A 15,548-nucleotide genomic window follows, 5' to 3' on the forward strand; every position below is an offset into this window, starting at 1 on the left:
CGAAGCCGAGCAGCATGCAAGCGCCAATTGCGTTTAAGTCTGCTTTATTCACAAACCCGCTTGCAAAGGGGATGTTGCAGCGTCAGGACTTCACGCAACGGGAGCCTGCAGAACATGAATGATACCAAGTCCCGCCGCAGCGCCGGACGTCCCACGGTCAACGATGTGGCGCGCCTCGCGCAATGCTCGCCGATGACGGTCAGCCGTGTCGTCAATGGCGGTTCCGGCGTGCGAGAAGAGACGCGTCTCGCGGTTGAAGCGGCTATAAAGCAGCTCAATTATGCTCCCAACCGCGCCGCGCGCAGTCTCGCCGGTGCCTCGCAACTGCGCATCGCCCTGCTCTACGCCAACCCTTCAGCCTCCTATCTCAGCGAACTGCTGATCGGTTGCATGGACGCCGCAACCCGTCTCGATGCACACCTCATGGTCGAACGCTGCGAACCGGAAACGGATCAGTCGAAGATGATCGCGCGTCTTGTCGACAGTGCGGTCGATGGCTTCCTGCTGCCCCCGCCCTTGTGCGATGATACCGCCCTGCTTGCCCGTCTCCGCCGCGCCGGCACGCATGCGGTGCTGATTGGACCGGGGCAGGCCGAGGCGCACCACGGCGTCGTCATGATCGACGATTACCAGGCCGCCTACGACATGACGAAGCACATCCTCGGCCTCGGCCACAAGCGGATCGGCTTCATCATCGGCAACCCGCAGCAATCCGCCAGCGCCCTGCGCCTCGCAGGATTCCGCGATGCCATGGCCGAAAGCGGCGCAACAGTTGATCCGGCGCTCGTGCAGCAGGGTCACTTCACCTATCGTTCGGGCCTTGATGCGGCGATGGACATGCTCGCCCTGCCATCCCGCCCCACCGCAATCTTTGCCTCGAACGATGATATGGCCGCAGGCTGCGTCGCCGCTGCCCATCGCAACGATCTCGAAGTTCCGCACGACCTTACCGTCTGCGGATTCGACGATACCGCCTTTGCCTCGAACATCTGGCCGGAATTGACCACGATCCGCCAGCCGATCCGCCAGATGGCGGAAACTGCGCTTGATCTTCTGGCACAGGAAATCCGTGCCGAGCGGGCATCGGAAAAGACCAGGCCACGCCTGGCCACGCTCGACTACGAACTGGTCCGCCGCGAATCCGATGCGGCACCGCCACAAGGCTGATCAGCGCACCACGTCCAGCGCAAACCCCGGCACGGCCTGCGCGCGCCCGTCGAACAGATTGACCACCGGGTTATCGGCCCAGCCATAGCGAACTTTCGCCGCCGGCTTGCCATCGGTGGCCAGGACCACCGCATCGCCATCAACGCGGCCCGGTGCGAACCGGCAACCGCCAGCGGCGTCGCACAGTTCGAACCCGATCGCGGTGTCGGAACTCCAGGCGTGAAGCCCGCCCTCGATGCCGCCGAAGGAAACCCGCACCGTGCTGCCTTCCGCCTTCGCCGCAAGTGGCATCGGCAAGGCCTTGCCTTGCGCGCCCATCGCCAGCCGCTGCGCCACCAGCAGCTTGTTGGCCGGATGAATGTCGGTCCGCTCCCCAAGATCGATGGCCGTCGCAAGGAACGCCTTCGGATCGTCGACAACGATCTGCCGCTGCACGTTGCGCGTTTGCGCCCAGCCGCTTTCGACCGGCTTGTCCGAAGCGGGACCATAATTGGCAAGCTGCACGATGCCGACCTTCAGCTCCGGTCCGAACTGCGCGCGCCATCCGGCAATCAGTCCCTTCATCCGGCGCGCGTAGTCCGCCGTGTCGACATCGCTCTCGCCCTGGTACCAGGCCGCGCCATCCATCGCGAAGTGTCCCAGCGGCGCGATCATGCGATTGTGCATCAGCCCGATGCCGGCATTGGCATCCCACGGTGCACGCGGCGGATAGGTCCTCGTCGGCGCGATGGCATAGCGCCAGCCCTCGCCCAGCGGCAGCTTCTCGCCCCCCGCCTGCGTCAGGAACAACCGGTCCGGGGCGCTGGCAAAGCCGCCGTTGCCATAAGTGTTGGTCACCGCGACCATGATCTCGTTCACGCCGGCCTTCAGGAACCTGGGCGGCACCGCATAGGCGCGCTCCTCGTCCCAGCCGAAGGTATTGCCCACCGCATGGCCGTTGACGAAGGTCATGTCCATGTCATCGAGCACGCCCAGCGCCAGCGTAACGCCCGCCTTGGCTTGCGCTGCGGTCAGCGTCACTTGCCGCCGCATCCACACCGTGCCTGTCGGCTTGGCAGCAAGAGGCGTAGCGTCCCAGGCCAGCCAGCCCTTGATGGATGGAACCGGCTGCCACTGCAGGGCATCGGGCTTTGTCCACGGAGTGCTACCGCCGCTCTCGCCCCCGTACCATGCCGTCCAGCGCGGCGCGAACTGCGTGACGGCCGCCAGCTTGTCCTTGGCGAACAGACCAAGCAGCGCCATCTCCTGCGCGCCGCCGATCTCGGCCCCGGCTGCAGGGTCGAGCCATGGGGTCACCTTCGATCCACCCCAACTGGCGTGAATTGCGCCAATCGGCACGCCGCGCGCACGGCGCAATTCACGCGCTATGAACCAGCACACCGCAGAGAAGCCGCCGCTCGTCTCCGGCCCAGAAACCGCCCAGTGCGTCACCTTGCCGAATTCGCGCTCGGGCAGGTAGGACATCGCCTTTGGCACCTGCAGCAGGCGCAGTGCAGGATCGGCCGACATCGCCACTTCCATGCCACCGTTCAGCGCGCGAGAAAGCTGGAACTCCATGTTGGACTGGCCCGAACACAGCCACACATCCCCGACGAGCAGGTCGGCAACAGTCACGGACTCGGAACCTGAAGTTACCTTGAGGTCGATCGATTCCGCCGAAGCCTTGCGCGCCGGGAAGTTCAGTGCAAAGGCACCGTCAGCCCCGGCCTTGGCTTCGGCCTGCTCGGAACCCAGAGTTCCCGATACGACCGCGCCTGCTGCTGCACGCCCTTCGACCACCACCGGCCGATCGCGCTGGATCACCGCATGATCGCTCCACACCGCGCCCAACTCCAGCGCGGGTGCGGCCATCGCTGGTGCGGAGACGCCCGCGGCCAGCACCACCAGCAATGGCCGCATCACGCCCTGAACTCCGCGAGCGGGGCGGCAAAGCCCGGCACTGCCACATCAAACGCGAACAGGTCGCCCGCCATGGGCTGCGCGGCCAGTGCCTCGCTGTCCAGACCTTTGCGCGCGGTCGTCACGAAGGCGGTCTTCAAGTCCGCGCCGCCGAATGCCAGCTTCGTCACATTGGCGACGGGCAGGTCAACCTTCTGCAGCAGCTTGCCCTCGGGCGAATAGCGCGCCACGCCCCAGCCGTTCCACAACCCGGTCCAGACACACCCTTCCGCATCGCACACCGGCCCATCGGCATAAGCCTCGGGAAAATCGTCGGACACTTGCGCAAAGACCCGCGCTGCCCCGACGCTGCCGTCTTGGGCCAGGTCCGCCACATGAATTGTCCGGGCAAGCGTATCGGTGAAATAGAGCTTCGTCCCGTCGGGCGATACCGCCGGACCATTGGTGATGCACACCCCGTCCGGCCCTTGCGCCACCACTTCGCGGACATGGGCGCGGTAAAAGCGGCCGCTCGGCGCTTCCTCGCCGTCATCCATCGAACCGAGCCAGACGCGGCCCTGCAAGTCGACGCAGGCATCGTTGAGGCGGTTGCCCTCAGGCTCCCCCGGAACATCCGCCACGTGCACGCTCGTGCCCAGCGCCGGATCGAACAGGTGCAACCCGTCCTTCATCCCCGCCAGCAGCCTGCCACCGGTGGCAGGCACCACCCAGCCGACCTGCTCATGCACGCCGAAGCTTTCGTGCCGCCCGGTAGCAGGATCGAAGCTGTGGATGCGCCTGTTCTTGATGTCCACGAACCACAGGCACTCTCGCGCCGCGTCCCACACCGGCCCTTCGCCCAGCGTGCAGCCAAGCTCCAGAACCCGCCGCACAGCTGCCATCACCGCCATCCCCCGTCGACCCAGTATTCGTGCCCGGTGCAGAACCGCGCATCGTCAGAGGCAAGGAACAGGGCCATGGCGGCGATGTCAACCGGCTGGAGCCGGCCCTTGAGGCACTGCGCCGAAACGATTTCCGCCTCGCCTTCCGGCGTGTACCAGCGCATCTGCCGCTCGGTCTGCACGTTGCCGGGAATGATGGTATTCACGCGGATGTTATAGGGCCCAAGCTCGCGCGCCAGGCTGCGGGTCAAGCCTTCCACACCGGCCTTGGCAATCTGGTAGAGCGCCAGTTCATCCAGCCCTAGGTGCCACGAGATCGACCCGAGGTTGAGGATCACCCCCCCGCCATTGGCCTTCATGTCCGGCCACACTGCCTGCGAGGCAAAGAACTTGTGCTTCAGGTTCACCGCCAGCCGCTCGTCCCAATAGGCCGGGGTGATATCGTCGAGCACGTGGCGGTCGTCACTGGCGGCGTTGTTCACCAGAACGTCGCAACCGCCGAGTTCGTCAACCAGCGCTGTCATCGCCGCGCCTAGTCCTTCGACATCCGATACGTCCTGCACCTTCAGCACCGGAACGTGGTGCGCCGAGCCCAGCCGCGCGATGAGTTCCCTTGCGGGATCTTCCTGTATGTCGATGAAGCCCACTTGCGCGCCCTGCAGGGCAAAGGCCTCCACGATCCCCTCGCCGATGCCGCTCGCACCGCCGGTCACGATCACGCGCTTGTCGCGCAAGCTGGGGTATTGCGCCGCCATCAGCCGCGGCTCTGCCTGCTGGCCCGCAGCGTGATCGGCAAGGGTATGCGCGGCCATTCAGATCTTCTCCACCAGGCCGCGCGCGGCCAGATTGCGTATGTATGCGCCAATGCCCATCGTCCACTTGGGCGCATCGCGCGATGTCGTGACGGTGTTGCTCAGCGCGCCGAGCCGATCGGAACGGATCGTCACCACATCGCCCACCTTGTGGGTAAAGCCGCCGCCCGGCTCGTCGCGGTCCTGCACCGGGGCAAACAGCGTGCCGCAGAACAGCACGAAGCCATCGGGATAGCTGTGCTCGCTCATCGTCTGGCGGACCAGTTCCAGCGGATCGCGGCTGATCTCGGTCATCCGGTTGGTGCCTTCCATGCGGAAGTTGTCGGTGCCCTCGACCACCAGTTCCACTTCAGCGGCGCGCACGTCCTCGATGCCGAAGCCCTCGTCGAACAGGCGGATGAACGGCCCGATCGCGCAGGACGCCGTGTTGTCCTTCGCCTTCGACAGCAACAGCGCAGATCGCCCTTCGAAGTCGCGCAGGTTCACATCGTTGCCCAGCGTCGCGCCGACAACTTCACCAGCGCCATCGCACACCAGCACCACTTCAGGCTCAGGATTGTTCCAGCTCGAATCCGATCGCACGCCGATCAGCGCTCCGTGCCCAACGGTCGACAGCACCGGCGATTTCGAGAACACCTCGGCATCCGGCCCGATCGCGACTTCGAGATATTGCGACCACATGCCCTGCGCGATCAGCGCCGCCTTGAGCGCCATCGCCTCTTCGCTGCCGGGCACGACGGCGCGGATTCCGGCACCAACCGTATCTTCCAGACCTTGGCGGATATTGGCAGCCGCTGCGGCATCGCCTCGCGCGCGCTCCTCGATCACCCGCTCGATAGCGCTAACAGCAAAGGTCACGCCGCAGGCCTTCACGCACTGCAAGTCGATCGGCGAAAGCAGGGACCACCCCTCGGGCAAGCCATCCTCGATGGCGCCCAGATCGCCTCCCCCCGCGAAAGTCCGGCGCGCAATCGCGCCCGATACGGAACTGGCCATCTGCGTGATGTCGAGGATGCGGCCATTGCGCAGAACGATGACATGCGGCCCGTCAGGCGCCTCGGCCCGACCAATGAAAACGCCATCCGCATAGTCGCGTGGCAGGCAAGCCGTGAGGCCCAAACCCATCAAAACATCCCCCGGCATCCCATTGTCTGATAGCGCTACCTTAGAAGGTCGGCGACGCAAGATCAAGAGCGCCCGACCTGATTTTCAGCATTGCAGGTTTGGCAAGGGCGGCCCGGAGCCCTAGACATTTGCATCAGCTCCGACACACTGATACCGCTATCATAAATCAGGCCGGAAACCCCTGCAGAGAGGATCGGGAAATGACACGCCGGCGTGCAGCAATCGCCCTCGTGATGGCAACCTTGGCGTGCCTTGCAACGTACCCGGCGCGGGCCGACGACGGCTACGGCCTCTGGCTCGGCCCCGCCGCAGACACAGCGACCGGGGCAGAAATCGAAGTCCCCCGCCGCTCCCCCACCATTGACCGCGCCGCTGCCGAATTGCGCCGCAGCCTGCCTCACCTGCCAGCCGCCGTGATGCTGGCTACCAGCAACGCCTCGCATCTCGTCATGCTTGATCTCGATACGCGGGCGCTCGGCCATGAAGGCTATCTGATTCGCGAAGTCAAGATCGGCAACCGTCCCGTCATCCTTGTGACCGGCAACAGCGATGTCGCCGTGCTCTACGGCGCTTTTTCCCTGCTGCGCCATGTGCGCGCGGGCGAATCGACCGCAGCCATCAACATCGCGTCTGCCCCCGCAATTCCGCTGCGCCTGCTCAACCACTGGGACAACCTCGATGGTTCGGTCGAACGCGGCTACGCCGGGCAATCCTTGTGGGACTGGTGGACCCTGCCTGACTTCAAGGACCCGCGCTATGATGATTACGCCCGCGCCAACGCCTCGATCGGCATCAACGGCACCGTGCTCAACAACGTCAATGCCAAGGCCGAAAGCCTCACCGCGCCCTATCTCGCCAGGGCCGCCGCGCTGGCTGACGTGTTCCGCCCATGGGGCATCCGGGTCTATCTCACGGCGCGCTTTTCCGCGCCGATCGAACTTGGCGGCCTCAAGACTGCCGATCCGCGCGATCCGGCGGTCGCTGCGTGGTGGCAGGCCAAGGCCGACGAGATCTACCGCTTGATCCCCGATTTCGGTGGCTTTCTGGTCAAGGCCAACAGCGAAGGCCAGCCCGGCCCGCGTGATTATGGCGCCAGCCACGCCGATGGTGCCAACATGCTCGCCGCCGCGCTGCGTCCCCACGGCGGAACCGTCCTGTGGCGCGCCTTCGTCTATGCCGATACTGATCCGACCGACCGCGCCAAGCAGGCTTACAGCGAATTCCGACCGCTCGACGGCAAATTCGCGGATAACGTGATCGTTCAGGTCAAGAACGGCCCGATCGATTTCCAGCCGCGCGAACCTGTACACCCGCTGTTCGGCGCCATGCCGCGTACAAGACTGGCTGCGGAATTCCAGATCACCAAGGAATACCTCGGCTTTGCCACGCACCTCGCCTACCTCGGCCCCCTGTTCGAAGAAGCGCTCGATACGCAGACGGGCCAGGCTCGGGGTCAGACCGTGGCGGCAACGCTCGGCGCGATCTCGGGCGTGGCCAATATCGGCCGCGATCGCGACTGGGCAGGCAGCACTTTCAATCAGGCCAACTGGTATGCCTTCGGTCGTCTCGCCTGGGATCCGAAGCTTTCATCGCAGACAATTGCGCGCGAATGGTCGCGGCAGACCTTCGGCAATGATGCGCAAGTCACCGATACGGTCACAGCGATGATGCTGCGCTCGCGCGAGGCGGTCGTCGATTACACCGGCCCGTTCGGGCTTGCCCACCTGTTCGGCCCCGATCATCACTATGGCCCCGGCCCGTGGATTGCCGATCTCAAGCGGCCCGAATGGAATCCGGTCTACTATCACCGCGCCGACTCAGATGGCATCGGCTTTGACCGCACGGCTTCCGGCAGCAACGCCATTGGGCAATATGCCCCGACCATCGCCGCACGCCTCGCCCGCCCCGAAACCACGCCGCCGCAGTTCCTGCTGTGGTTCCACCATCTGCCATGGACCTATCCGATGCCCGGTGGAGAGACGCTGTGGTCGGCCATGGTCCGCCGCTATGATCATGGCGTTGCCGAAGTTGAAGCCATGCGCAAACAGTGGGCCACGCTGAAATCGCGCGTGGATGCCGAGCGTTGGGCCAAGACTGACGCCTACCTCGGCATTCAGGCCCGCGAGGCGCGCTGGTGGCGCGATGCCAGCCTCACCTACTGGATGTCGCTCAACCACCTGCCCCTGCCCGCCGGTTCACCACCGCCCGCGCATGACCTTGCGTGGTACAAGCAGCAACGCTTCCCATTCGCCCCCGGAGCACCACACTAGGCATCTCACCTATCCAAAACGCCAAGCGCGCCAGGGCCTGCTGTCCCGCATGATCATCGCAAAAGGATCAGGAGAGGATCAGGTCATGCAGCGCCCGTCGCACGTCCCCGCAGATCGGGTGGTCGATATCGACATCTATCTGCCGCCCGGGCTTGAAGCCCAAGGCTTCCATCGGGCCTGGTCTGCGCTTTCTGCCGACAATCCTGCCGTCGTCTGGACGCCGCGCAACGAAGGCCACTGGATCGCGCTGGGCGGCGAGGCCCTGCAGGAAGTCCAGTCCGATCCCGAACGCTTCTCCTCGCGTGTGATCGTCCTGCCAAAGTCGGTGGGCGAGATGCACGGCCTCATTCCCACCACCATCGATCCGCCCGAACATCGCCCCTATCGCCAGCTGCTCAACGCCCATCTCAATCCCGGCGCCATTCGCGGCCTGTCCGAAAGCATCCGCCAGACCGCCATCGACCTGATCGACAGCTTCGCGCACAAGGGCCACTGCAACTTCACCGCAGACTATGCCGAACAGTTCCCGATCCGGGTATTCATGGCACTGGTCGGCATCGATGCGGCAGAAGCTCCGAAGATCCGCCACTGGGCCGAATGCATGACAAGGCCGGGCATGGACATGACCTTTGACGAGGCCAAGGCGGTGTTCTTCGACTATGTCGGCCCTCTGGTGGATGCCCGGCGCGAACGTCCTGGCGAGGACATGATCAGCGCCATGCTCCATGCCGATCTTGGCGAAGGCCGCACGCTGAGCCGCGACGAGGCCCTGTCCATCGTCACGCAGGTGCTGATCGCGGGGCTCGACACTGTCGTCAACGTGCTCGGGTTCATCATGCGCGAGCTGGCGGAAAACCCGGCCCTGCGCGCCGATCTGAAGCAGCGCGGCAGCGATATCGCGCCGGTCGTCCACGAACTGTTCCGCCGCTTCGGCCTCGTCTCGATCGCCCGCGAAGTGCGCCATGACATCGCCGATTTCCATGGTGTCGCCCTGAAGGCGGGCGACATGATCGCCATCCCCACGCAAGTCCACGGGCTTGACCCGCGCGTCAATCCCGATCCCCTGGCCATCGACCCCGCCCGCAAGCGCGCCCGCCACTCAACCTTCGGCTCCGGCCCGCACATGTGCCCGGGGCAGGAACTCGCCCGCAAGGAAGTGGCGATCACGCTTGAGGAATGGCTGAAGCGCATCCCCGATTTTGCTCTGGGCGAAGGCTCCGACCTGTCCCCCGTCCCCGGCATCGTCGGCGCGCTGCGGCGGGTAGAGCTGGTCTGGACTCTTTGAACCGCAAGACCGTCCTGCGTTGATCGTCACCCCGGGCCCCGACCCGGGGTCCCGCTTTCTTTGCATCCACGCCCGAACCTAGCGCAACCGCTAGGTTGAGCCGACTCGCGCCTGCGTCCATAAAACAGGCAACACTGCCGGTTTTAATGAAGGCAGTCCCGGAGAGCCTGATGCTGGACGCGATCAACCCCCACGGACTGCCCGAGCCCGCCGTTGCGGATGACCTCGCCGCAATCCGCTGCCCGGACGCCCCGAGCGTCCAGCAGATCGTTGCAGCCGACGCGCTTCCTCCGCCCGCCGTGCTGACCATGGAAGAGCCTGTCTATCTCGGCAGCGCGCCGGTCAGCGTGAACCGCTATTTCGACCAGTCGATCTTCGAGGCCGAGATCGAGCGCATCTGGAAGCGCACCTGGCAGTGGGTCTGCCGCGAGGACCACATCCCCGAGCCGGGCGACTACTACACCTACGAAGTCGCCCACCTCTCCTGGGTCGTCGTCCGGCAGGAGGACATGTCGGTCCGCGCCTTCGTCAATTCCTGCCTGCACCGCTCGACCAAGTTCAAGCGCGGCGAAGGCGTCGGCTCGGGCGACAACTTGCGCTGCCCCTACCACGGCTGGACGTGGAACAACGACGGTACGCTCGCTTCCGTGCCCTGCGCCTGGGACTTCAGGCATATCGATCCGAAGACGGCCAACCTCCCCGAAGCGCGCGTCGGCCATTGGGGCGGGTTCATCTTCATCAATCCGAGCGCCGAGGGTCCCCAATTAGGCGGTGAGAGCCTCGAGGAATACCTCGCGCCCCTGCCAGAACACTTCAGGGACTGGGACATCGCCAACCGCCACGTCGCGGTCCACGTGGCCAAGGAGCTGCCCTGCAACTGGAAGACCGCGCAGGAGGCCTTCCTCGAGTCCTACCACGTCCTCGAAACGCATCCCCAGCTGCTCAAGGGCGTGGGCGATGCCAACGTGCAGTACGATTGCCATTCGGACCACGTGACCCGGTTCTATGCCGCCAGCGGCGTCAACTCCCCGCACCTCGCCACCCCCCTCAGCGAGGAAGAGCTCCTCGCCACGATGATCCTTGGCGACAAGGATTCCCGTGGCGAGGGCCTCACCGTCGGCCCCGGGGAAACCGCCCGCACCGTGATGGCCCGCCATCTGCGCAAGGTCATGGGCGAGGCCTATGGCTGCGATCTGTCGAAGGTCTCGGACAGCGAGATGATCGACACCATCGAATACCATGTCTTCCCCAACATGGTGCTGTTCCCGGGCCTGTCGCTGCCGATGGTCTATCGCTTCCGCCCGATCGGAACCGACCCTAACCGCACCCTGTTCGAAATCCTGTTCCTGCGCCCCAATCCCGAAGGTGGGCCGGCGCCGGAACCGGCCGAGCCCTTCCACGTCGCCGAGGACCAGAGCTACGCCACCGCTCCCGGCTTCGATCCCGCCATGGGCCACGTCTACGATCAGGACACCGACAACCTGCGCGCCCAGCAGCAGGGCTTCCGCGCCAGCGCGACAGGCGTTCAGCAGCTCGGCAACTATCAGGAATCGCGCATCCGCCACTTCCAGATGGTCGTCGACAAGTATCTGGCGGGGGAAGCCTGATGGCCTTCGACATCGAAGCCGAGTTGCGCGACCTCTGCGCCCGCCGCGACATCCATGATGCGCTGTGCCGCTACATGCGCGGGCAGGACCGTTTGGACCCCGAACTGCACCGCAGCGCCTTCCATGATGACGCCTGGGTCGATTGCGGGCTCATGCAGGGCAGCGCCGACGAGTTTGTCAGCTTCGCGCAAGGGTTCCTCGCCGATCTCGATGGCAGCCAGCACATCATCGGGCAGGCACAGATCAGCGTGCGGGGCGACGAGGCTAGCGGCGAAGTCTACTTCTACGCCTGGCACCGCATCCGCGAGGACGGCGAGCCCAAGGACCTGGTCGTCGCCGGACGCTATGTCGACGAGTATACCTGCAAGAATGGGGAGTGGCGTATCAGTCGCCGCCGCGAAATAGTGGACTGGGCGCGTACCGACCCGGCAGCCGACGGATTCCTTGAAGGCAATCCGCTGGTCCGGCCGGGACGGCGCGGAACGGACTTCAGCCAGACCCGAGACTGGCCGGTCTGAGACAGTATCAGAGGACGCCGAAATGACCGCTCAGGACAAGATTTCCCGCTATTCCCCGGAGTTCGACGTTGCCGTGCGCGGCGACACGATCACCGCTGATCGCTACATCACCCGTGAATGGATGGAGCTGGAGAACAAGCACCTCTGGCCCAAGGTCTGGCACCTTGGCGGCGTGCTGGCCGATCTTGAGGAAGAGGGCGATTTCATCCGCCACAACTTCGGCAAGGAATCGGTCGTCATGGTCAAACAGGCCGACGGTTCCGTAAAGGCGTTCTACAACACCTGCCCCCATCGCGGTAACCGCCTGGTGCTGGGCGATGTCGGTTCCGCCCCGCGCCTGACCTGCGGCTATCACGGTTGGCAGTTCGATCCCGATGGCACGCTGGTCCACGTGCAGGACCCGGACGACTTTGCCGGCGGCAACCCATGCGGCAAAGTTACCCTGTCCGAACTGCGCTGCGACACCTGGGGCCCGTTCGTGTTCTGGTGCATGGACGATGACGTCGCCCCTCTGCACGAATGGCTGTGGCCCTATACCGAGCGGCTCGCCGGCTACAAGCTCGACAACTGGGTGCGCGTGCTCAATGTCTCGGCGGACTGCGACTTCAACTGGAAGATCATCCGCGACAACTTCAACGAGAGCTACCACCTCCCGACGATCCACCCCGAACTTGCCACCTTCATCAACGATGGCCTGCCGACCACCGTGTTCGAGATGTACGAGAACGGCCACAACGCGATGTGGATGATCGGCCACCAGGCCACCAGCCGCAAGGACTACGTGAGCGGCGACGTGCCGCCGGGGCTTTATGAAGCCGCGGAAGCCTGGGGCATCGATCCCAAGGAATACCGTGGCCGCACCGCCGACATCCGCGAGGCCGTGATCAAGGCCAAGCGCGAGCGCGGGGCCGACGCGGGCTACGACTACTCGTCGATGACCGACCAGCAGCTGGTGGACTACTTCCACTGCACGCTGTTCCCCAACCTGACGATCACGATGTCGCCCGAACAGTGCCAGATCCTGCGCACCGAACCGCACCCGACGGACCCCGAAAAGTGCGTGTTCCAGCACTGGTGCCTCTATCCGCCGAACGCGAAGATGGCCGAAGTCGTCACGCCTGTTGGCCCGGCGCCCCTCCGGCACGACGCGATCGCGCGCCATTCGGTCTATGGCGACGGCGTTTCATTGGGCTTTGTTGCGGATCAGGACCTGTCGATCGGCACCACGCAGCAGCAGGGCCTCAATTCGCGCGGCTTCAAGGGCTGCCTGCTGCCGGGCCAGGAAAAGCGCGTCCAGCGGTTCCATGAAAAGCTGAACGACATGGTGCTGGGGCATCCGACGGCAGCGCGGGAGTGATCTGATCACTGGCGCCCCCGCGCAGGCGGGGGCCTCGGTGTTGCTACAGAACGACAGCGTAAAACGACTGAGGCCCCCGCATGCGGGGGGGAGCAGGAAGGTTTTGCGCATTGGAGAGGGACAAGGAATGAGCAACATCACCATCACCCCCGGCCAAACCGGCCCGCACGTCATGCAGGCAGCCTTCATCGTCGAGGACGTGGAAGAGGCGGCAAAGGCGTGGATCGCGGCAACCGGAATCGGGCCGTTCTTCATGGTCCCGCACATCGAACTGGCCGAGGCGACCTATCGGGGCGCACCTTCCGAAGGCATCGACTTCTCCGTTGCCCTCGCCCAGTCCGGCGGCGTGCAGATCGAACTGATCCAGCAGCACTGCGACCGCCCCAGCGCCTATCGCGATACCATCGCCAAGGGCCAGACCGGCTTCCACCATTTCTGCATCTACACCGCCGACTACGATGCCTGCCGCCAGCGCTATGTCGACCAGGGCTTTGCCGTGGCCATCGACGGCAAGTTCGGCGCGATGCGCTTCTGCTACGTCGACACGGCACCGGCGCTCGGCTGCATGATCGAGATTGTCGAAGAGGACGATAACCAGACCTCCGCCTTCACCCGCATCGCGCAGGGCGCCGCCGATTGGGACGGCGTGACCGACCCGATACGGCCCCTGTTCGATTAATATGTTCACGTAATGTTCCAAGCGATGTTTCCCCGGGGAAACGTCCAACAAAGATAATAAGTATCTGAAAGGACACGACAATGAATTGCCCTATCGAGGATCGCCTGGCGATTCAGGACCTGATGATCGCCTATGCCCATGCGGTCGATACCGTCAGCGACATCGACGCGGTGCTCGACGTCTTTACCGAGGACGCGGTGTTCGATCTCTCGGGCATTGGCCTGACCCCGCAGGTCGGCCACGCCGGCATCCGCGAGTTCTTCACCAACGTCTTCGCCAACATGGAGCACCACGCCCACTACCTGACCAACTTCGCGCTGACCGGCTACGAAGGCGATACCGCTTCGATGCGCGCCTATGTGATCGGCATGGGCGTGGGCAAGGACGGCCGCGCCGTGACCGTCAACGGTCGCTACTATTTCGAAGTCCGTCGCGCCGGAGCAGGCTGGAAGGCCACGCGCTACACCATGGACTTCCTGATGCCGCTCTCGGGCACGCTCGATAACGCAAAGTAACTTAGAAAAAGCAAGAAAACAAACCCCATCCGGCGCTCGGGGAGATCGCCGGTTACAGGAGCGCTTTACCATGGCCACCTATATCCAGGTCCCCGAAGTCGATGCCCCCTACCCCACCCACGCCAGCGCGCAGTTCCCCGAACCGCGCGGCGATGCCATCACCGGTGACCGCTACTGGTCGAAGGACTTCGCCGCGCTGGAATGGGAGCACATGTGGAAGCGCGTGTGGCACGTCGGCGGGCGGGAAAGCCAGCTCGAGGAAGCGGGCGATTTCATCACCCACAACTTCATGCGCCAGTCGGTCATCATGGTGCGCCAGAAGGATGGCGGCATCCGCGCCTTCCACAATGTCTGCCGCCACCGTGGCAACCGCCTTGTCACCGTTGAGGAAGGCGGCGTGGGCGAGCATTTCACTTGCCCCTACCACGGCTGGAAGTGGAACATAGACGGCGCGCTGGACTGGGTGCAGGACGAAGAGGATTTCCCGCAGGGCTCCCCCTGCGGCAAGTTGCGCATGAAGGAAGTGCCCTGCGAGACCTGGGGCGGCTTCATCTTCTACAGCTTCGATCCCAATGCCGTGCCGCTGCTGGAATACCTCGATCCCATCCCCGCGCTGCTCGGAAATCGCGATCTCGCCAGCTGGAAGCGCGTGGTGTGGCGCACGCTGCGGGTCAACACCAACTGGAAGTTCGCTTCCGACAACTTCAACGAAGCCTACCACATCCCTGCGGTCCACCCGCAGTTCGAGGGCATGATCGACGATCACTACTCGACCACCGTGTTCGAAATGTACCCGACCGGGCACAATCGCATGATCGAGAAGCTGCAGCCTTCGAGCCGCTATCAGGACGCGCAGCAGATGAAACCGCTGTGGGCGCAAGTGCTCAAGGAGTGGGACCTCGATCCCTCAGACTTCGAAGGACGCGCACAGGAAGGCCGCCTCGCGCTGCAGCAGGCGCGGCGCAAGCTCGGGCCGGAGCGGGGCTACAAGCACTTCGAAAAGCTGGCCGATGACGAGCTGACCGACCAGTTCCACCACACTTGCTTCCCGAACCTGACGCTGACCGGCACGCCCGAAGGACTCCACGTATTCCGCACCGAACCGGACATGGAAGATCCCAACTGGTCAACCTTCGACTACTGGTATCTTGCGCCGGAAGTGGCCGGGGGCGCGGATGTGCCGACGCTTTATGGACTGCGCCCGTGGAAGGAAGCCGAGCATCAGAGCGGCGACTTTGACGCCTACAGCGCAGAGATCCCGCAGGGCGACTTCCTCATCCAGGATCTCGATGTGGCCGTGACGCAGCAGCAGGGCCTGCACTCACTCGGGCACGATGACGCCTATCTGGCACGGCAGGAAAACCGGGTGCGGCGGTTCCACGAGGTGATCAACGATTACATCGCGGGGCGGCGGTGAGCGCCCCGCAACCATG

General features: G+C 64.5%; 13 protein-coding genes. 9 read left to right on the forward strand and 4 right to left on the reverse strand.

Translation table 11 applies throughout. The annotated features are described in order from the left end of the window. The first annotated feature begins 114 nt into the window (after positions 1–114). Positions 115–1,167: a LacI family DNA-binding transcriptional regulator gene (locus NJ75_RS17315; RefSeq protein ID WP_039336758.1), complete on the forward strand. Its 1,053-nt coding sequence runs from the start codon at positions 115–117 to the stop codon at positions 1,165–1,167. Here the strand turns inward: NJ75_RS17315 and NJ75_RS17320 are convergent, their stop codons facing one another. The 4 genes from NJ75_RS17320 to NJ75_RS17335 are packed head-to-tail and all read right to left on the reverse strand — an operon-like array spanning position 1,168 to position 5,884. Further along, positions 1,168–3,066 (reverse strand): sialate O-acetylesterase, encoded by a 1,899-nt coding sequence (locus NJ75_RS17320; RefSeq protein ID WP_039336759.1) that lies wholly within the window; start codon positions 3,064–3,066, stop codon positions 1,168–1,170. After that, the gene (locus NJ75_RS17325; protein ID WP_407668296.1) at positions 3,066–3,956 is read right to left on the reverse strand and encodes an SMP-30/gluconolactonase/LRE family protein; all 891 of its coding nucleotides are present in this window, start codon (positions 3,954–3,956) and stop codon (positions 3,066–3,068) included. The genes NJ75_RS17320 and NJ75_RS17325 overlap by 1 nt, the downstream gene beginning before the upstream one ends. After that, positions 3,947–4,705, reverse strand: a complete 759-nt coding sequence (locus NJ75_RS17330) for an SDR family NAD(P)-dependent oxidoreductase (RefSeq protein WP_156135848.1) — start codon at positions 4,703–4,705, stop codon at positions 3,947–3,949. Before NJ75_RS17330 ends, NJ75_RS17325 begins: the two co-directional genes overlap by 10 nt. 54 nt (positions 4,706–4,759) lie before the next feature. Continuing rightward, the gene (locus NJ75_RS17335) at positions 4,760–5,884 is read right to left on the reverse strand and encodes a fumarylacetoacetate hydrolase family protein (RefSeq protein WP_236727178.1); all 1,125 of its coding nucleotides are present in this window, start codon (positions 5,882–5,884) and stop codon (positions 4,760–4,762) included. Positions 5,885–6,084: 200 nt separating this feature from the next. Here NJ75_RS17335 and NJ75_RS17340 point away from each other — a divergent pair, with 200 nt between their 5' ends. The 8 genes from NJ75_RS17340 (at position 6,085) to NJ75_RS17375 (ending at position 15,532) form a co-directional block, all read left to right on the forward strand. Further along, on the forward strand, positions 6,085–8,154 hold the full coding sequence (locus NJ75_RS17340) for an alpha-glucuronidase family glycosyl hydrolase (RefSeq protein WP_039336763.1): 2,070 nt from the start codon (positions 6,085–6,087) through the stop codon (positions 8,152–8,154). 85 nt (positions 8,155–8,239) lie between these two features. Beyond that, on the forward strand, positions 8,240–9,439 hold the full coding sequence (locus NJ75_RS17345; RefSeq protein ID WP_039336830.1) for a cytochrome P450: 1,200 nt from the start codon (positions 8,240–8,242) through the stop codon (positions 9,437–9,439). A 146-nt stretch (positions 9,440–9,585) separates the two neighbouring features. Next, entirely contained in the window at positions 9,586–11,046 is a 1,461-nt protein-coding gene (locus NJ75_RS17350; protein WP_236727179.1) for an aromatic ring-hydroxylating oxygenase subunit alpha, read from the forward strand. Then, positions 11,046–11,564 (forward strand): nuclear transport factor 2 family protein, encoded by a 519-nt coding sequence (locus tag NJ75_RS17355; protein ID WP_039336765.1) that lies wholly within the window; start codon positions 11,046–11,048, stop codon positions 11,562–11,564. The genes NJ75_RS17350 and NJ75_RS17355 overlap by 1 nt, the downstream gene beginning before the upstream one ends. Before the next feature lie 22 nt (positions 11,565–11,586). Then, a complete protein-coding gene (locus NJ75_RS17360) occupies positions 11,587–12,921 on the forward strand; it encodes an aromatic ring-hydroxylating oxygenase subunit alpha (protein ID WP_039336767.1) in 1,335 nt (444 codons plus the stop codon). 127 nt (positions 12,922–13,048) lie between these two features. Continuing rightward, on the forward strand, positions 13,049–13,600 hold the full coding sequence (locus NJ75_RS17365) for a VOC family protein (protein ID WP_052242608.1): 552 nt from the start codon (positions 13,049–13,051) through the stop codon (positions 13,598–13,600). Positions 13,601–13,680: 80 nt separating this feature from the next. After that, a complete protein-coding gene (locus NJ75_RS17370; protein ID WP_039336769.1) occupies positions 13,681–14,115 on the forward strand; it encodes a nuclear transport factor 2 family protein in 435 nt (144 codons plus the stop codon). A gap of 70 nt (positions 14,116–14,185) precedes the next feature. Next, positions 14,186–15,532, forward strand: a complete 1,347-nt coding sequence (locus NJ75_RS17375; RefSeq protein WP_039336771.1) for an aromatic ring-hydroxylating oxygenase subunit alpha — start codon at positions 14,186–14,188, stop codon at positions 15,530–15,532. The last annotated feature ends 16 nt before the right edge of the window (positions 15,533–15,548 follow it).

This window comes from Novosphingobium subterraneum (assembly GCF_000807925.1).
In the GTDB taxonomy this organism is placed as follows: Bacteria; Pseudomonadota; Alphaproteobacteria; order Sphingomonadales; family Sphingomonadaceae; genus Novosphingobium; species Novosphingobium subterraneum.

What these genes read in the sequence shown, in the direction of transcription:
- NJ75_RS17315 (WP_039336758.1), top strand. Translation starts at nt 115, where the DNA reads ATGAATGATACCAAGTCCCGCCGCAGCGCCGGACGTCCCACGGTCAAC.
- NJ75_RS17320 (WP_039336759.1), bottom strand. Translation starts at nt 3,066, where the DNA reads ATGCGGCCATTGCTGGTGGTGCTGGCCGCGGGCGTCTCCGCACCAGCG.
- NJ75_RS17325 (WP_407668296.1), bottom strand. Translation starts at nt 3,956, where the DNA reads ATGGCGGTGATGGCAGCTGTGCGGCGGGTTCTGGAGCTTGGCTGCACG.
- NJ75_RS17335 (WP_236727178.1), bottom strand. Translation starts at nt 5,884, where the DNA reads ATGGGTTTGGGCCTCACGGCTTGCCTGCCACGCGACTATGCGGATGGC.
- NJ75_RS17340 (WP_039336763.1), top strand. Translation starts at nt 6,085, where the DNA reads ATGACACGCCGGCGTGCAGCAATCGCCCTCGTGATGGCAACCTTGGCG.
- NJ75_RS17345 (WP_039336830.1), top strand. Translation starts at nt 8,240, where the DNA reads ATGCAGCGCCCGTCGCACGTCCCCGCAGATCGGGTGGTCGATATCGAC.
- NJ75_RS17350 (WP_236727179.1), top strand. Translation starts at nt 9,586, where the DNA reads ATGAAGGCAGTCCCGGAGAGCCTGATGCTGGACGCGATCAACCCCCAC.
- NJ75_RS17355 (WP_039336765.1), top strand. Translation starts at nt 11,046, where the DNA reads ATGGCCTTCGACATCGAAGCCGAGTTGCGCGACCTCTGCGCCCGCCGC.
- NJ75_RS17360 (WP_039336767.1), top strand. Translation starts at nt 11,587, where the DNA reads ATGACCGCTCAGGACAAGATTTCCCGCTATTCCCCGGAGTTCGACGTT.
- NJ75_RS17365 (WP_052242608.1), top strand. Translation starts at nt 13,049, where the DNA reads ATGAGCAACATCACCATCACCCCCGGCCAAACCGGCCCGCACGTCATG.
- NJ75_RS17370 (WP_039336769.1), top strand. Translation starts at nt 13,681, where the DNA reads ATGAATTGCCCTATCGAGGATCGCCTGGCGATTCAGGACCTGATGATC.
- NJ75_RS17375 (WP_039336771.1), top strand. Translation starts at nt 14,186, where the DNA reads ATGGCCACCTATATCCAGGTCCCCGAAGTCGATGCCCCCTACCCCACC.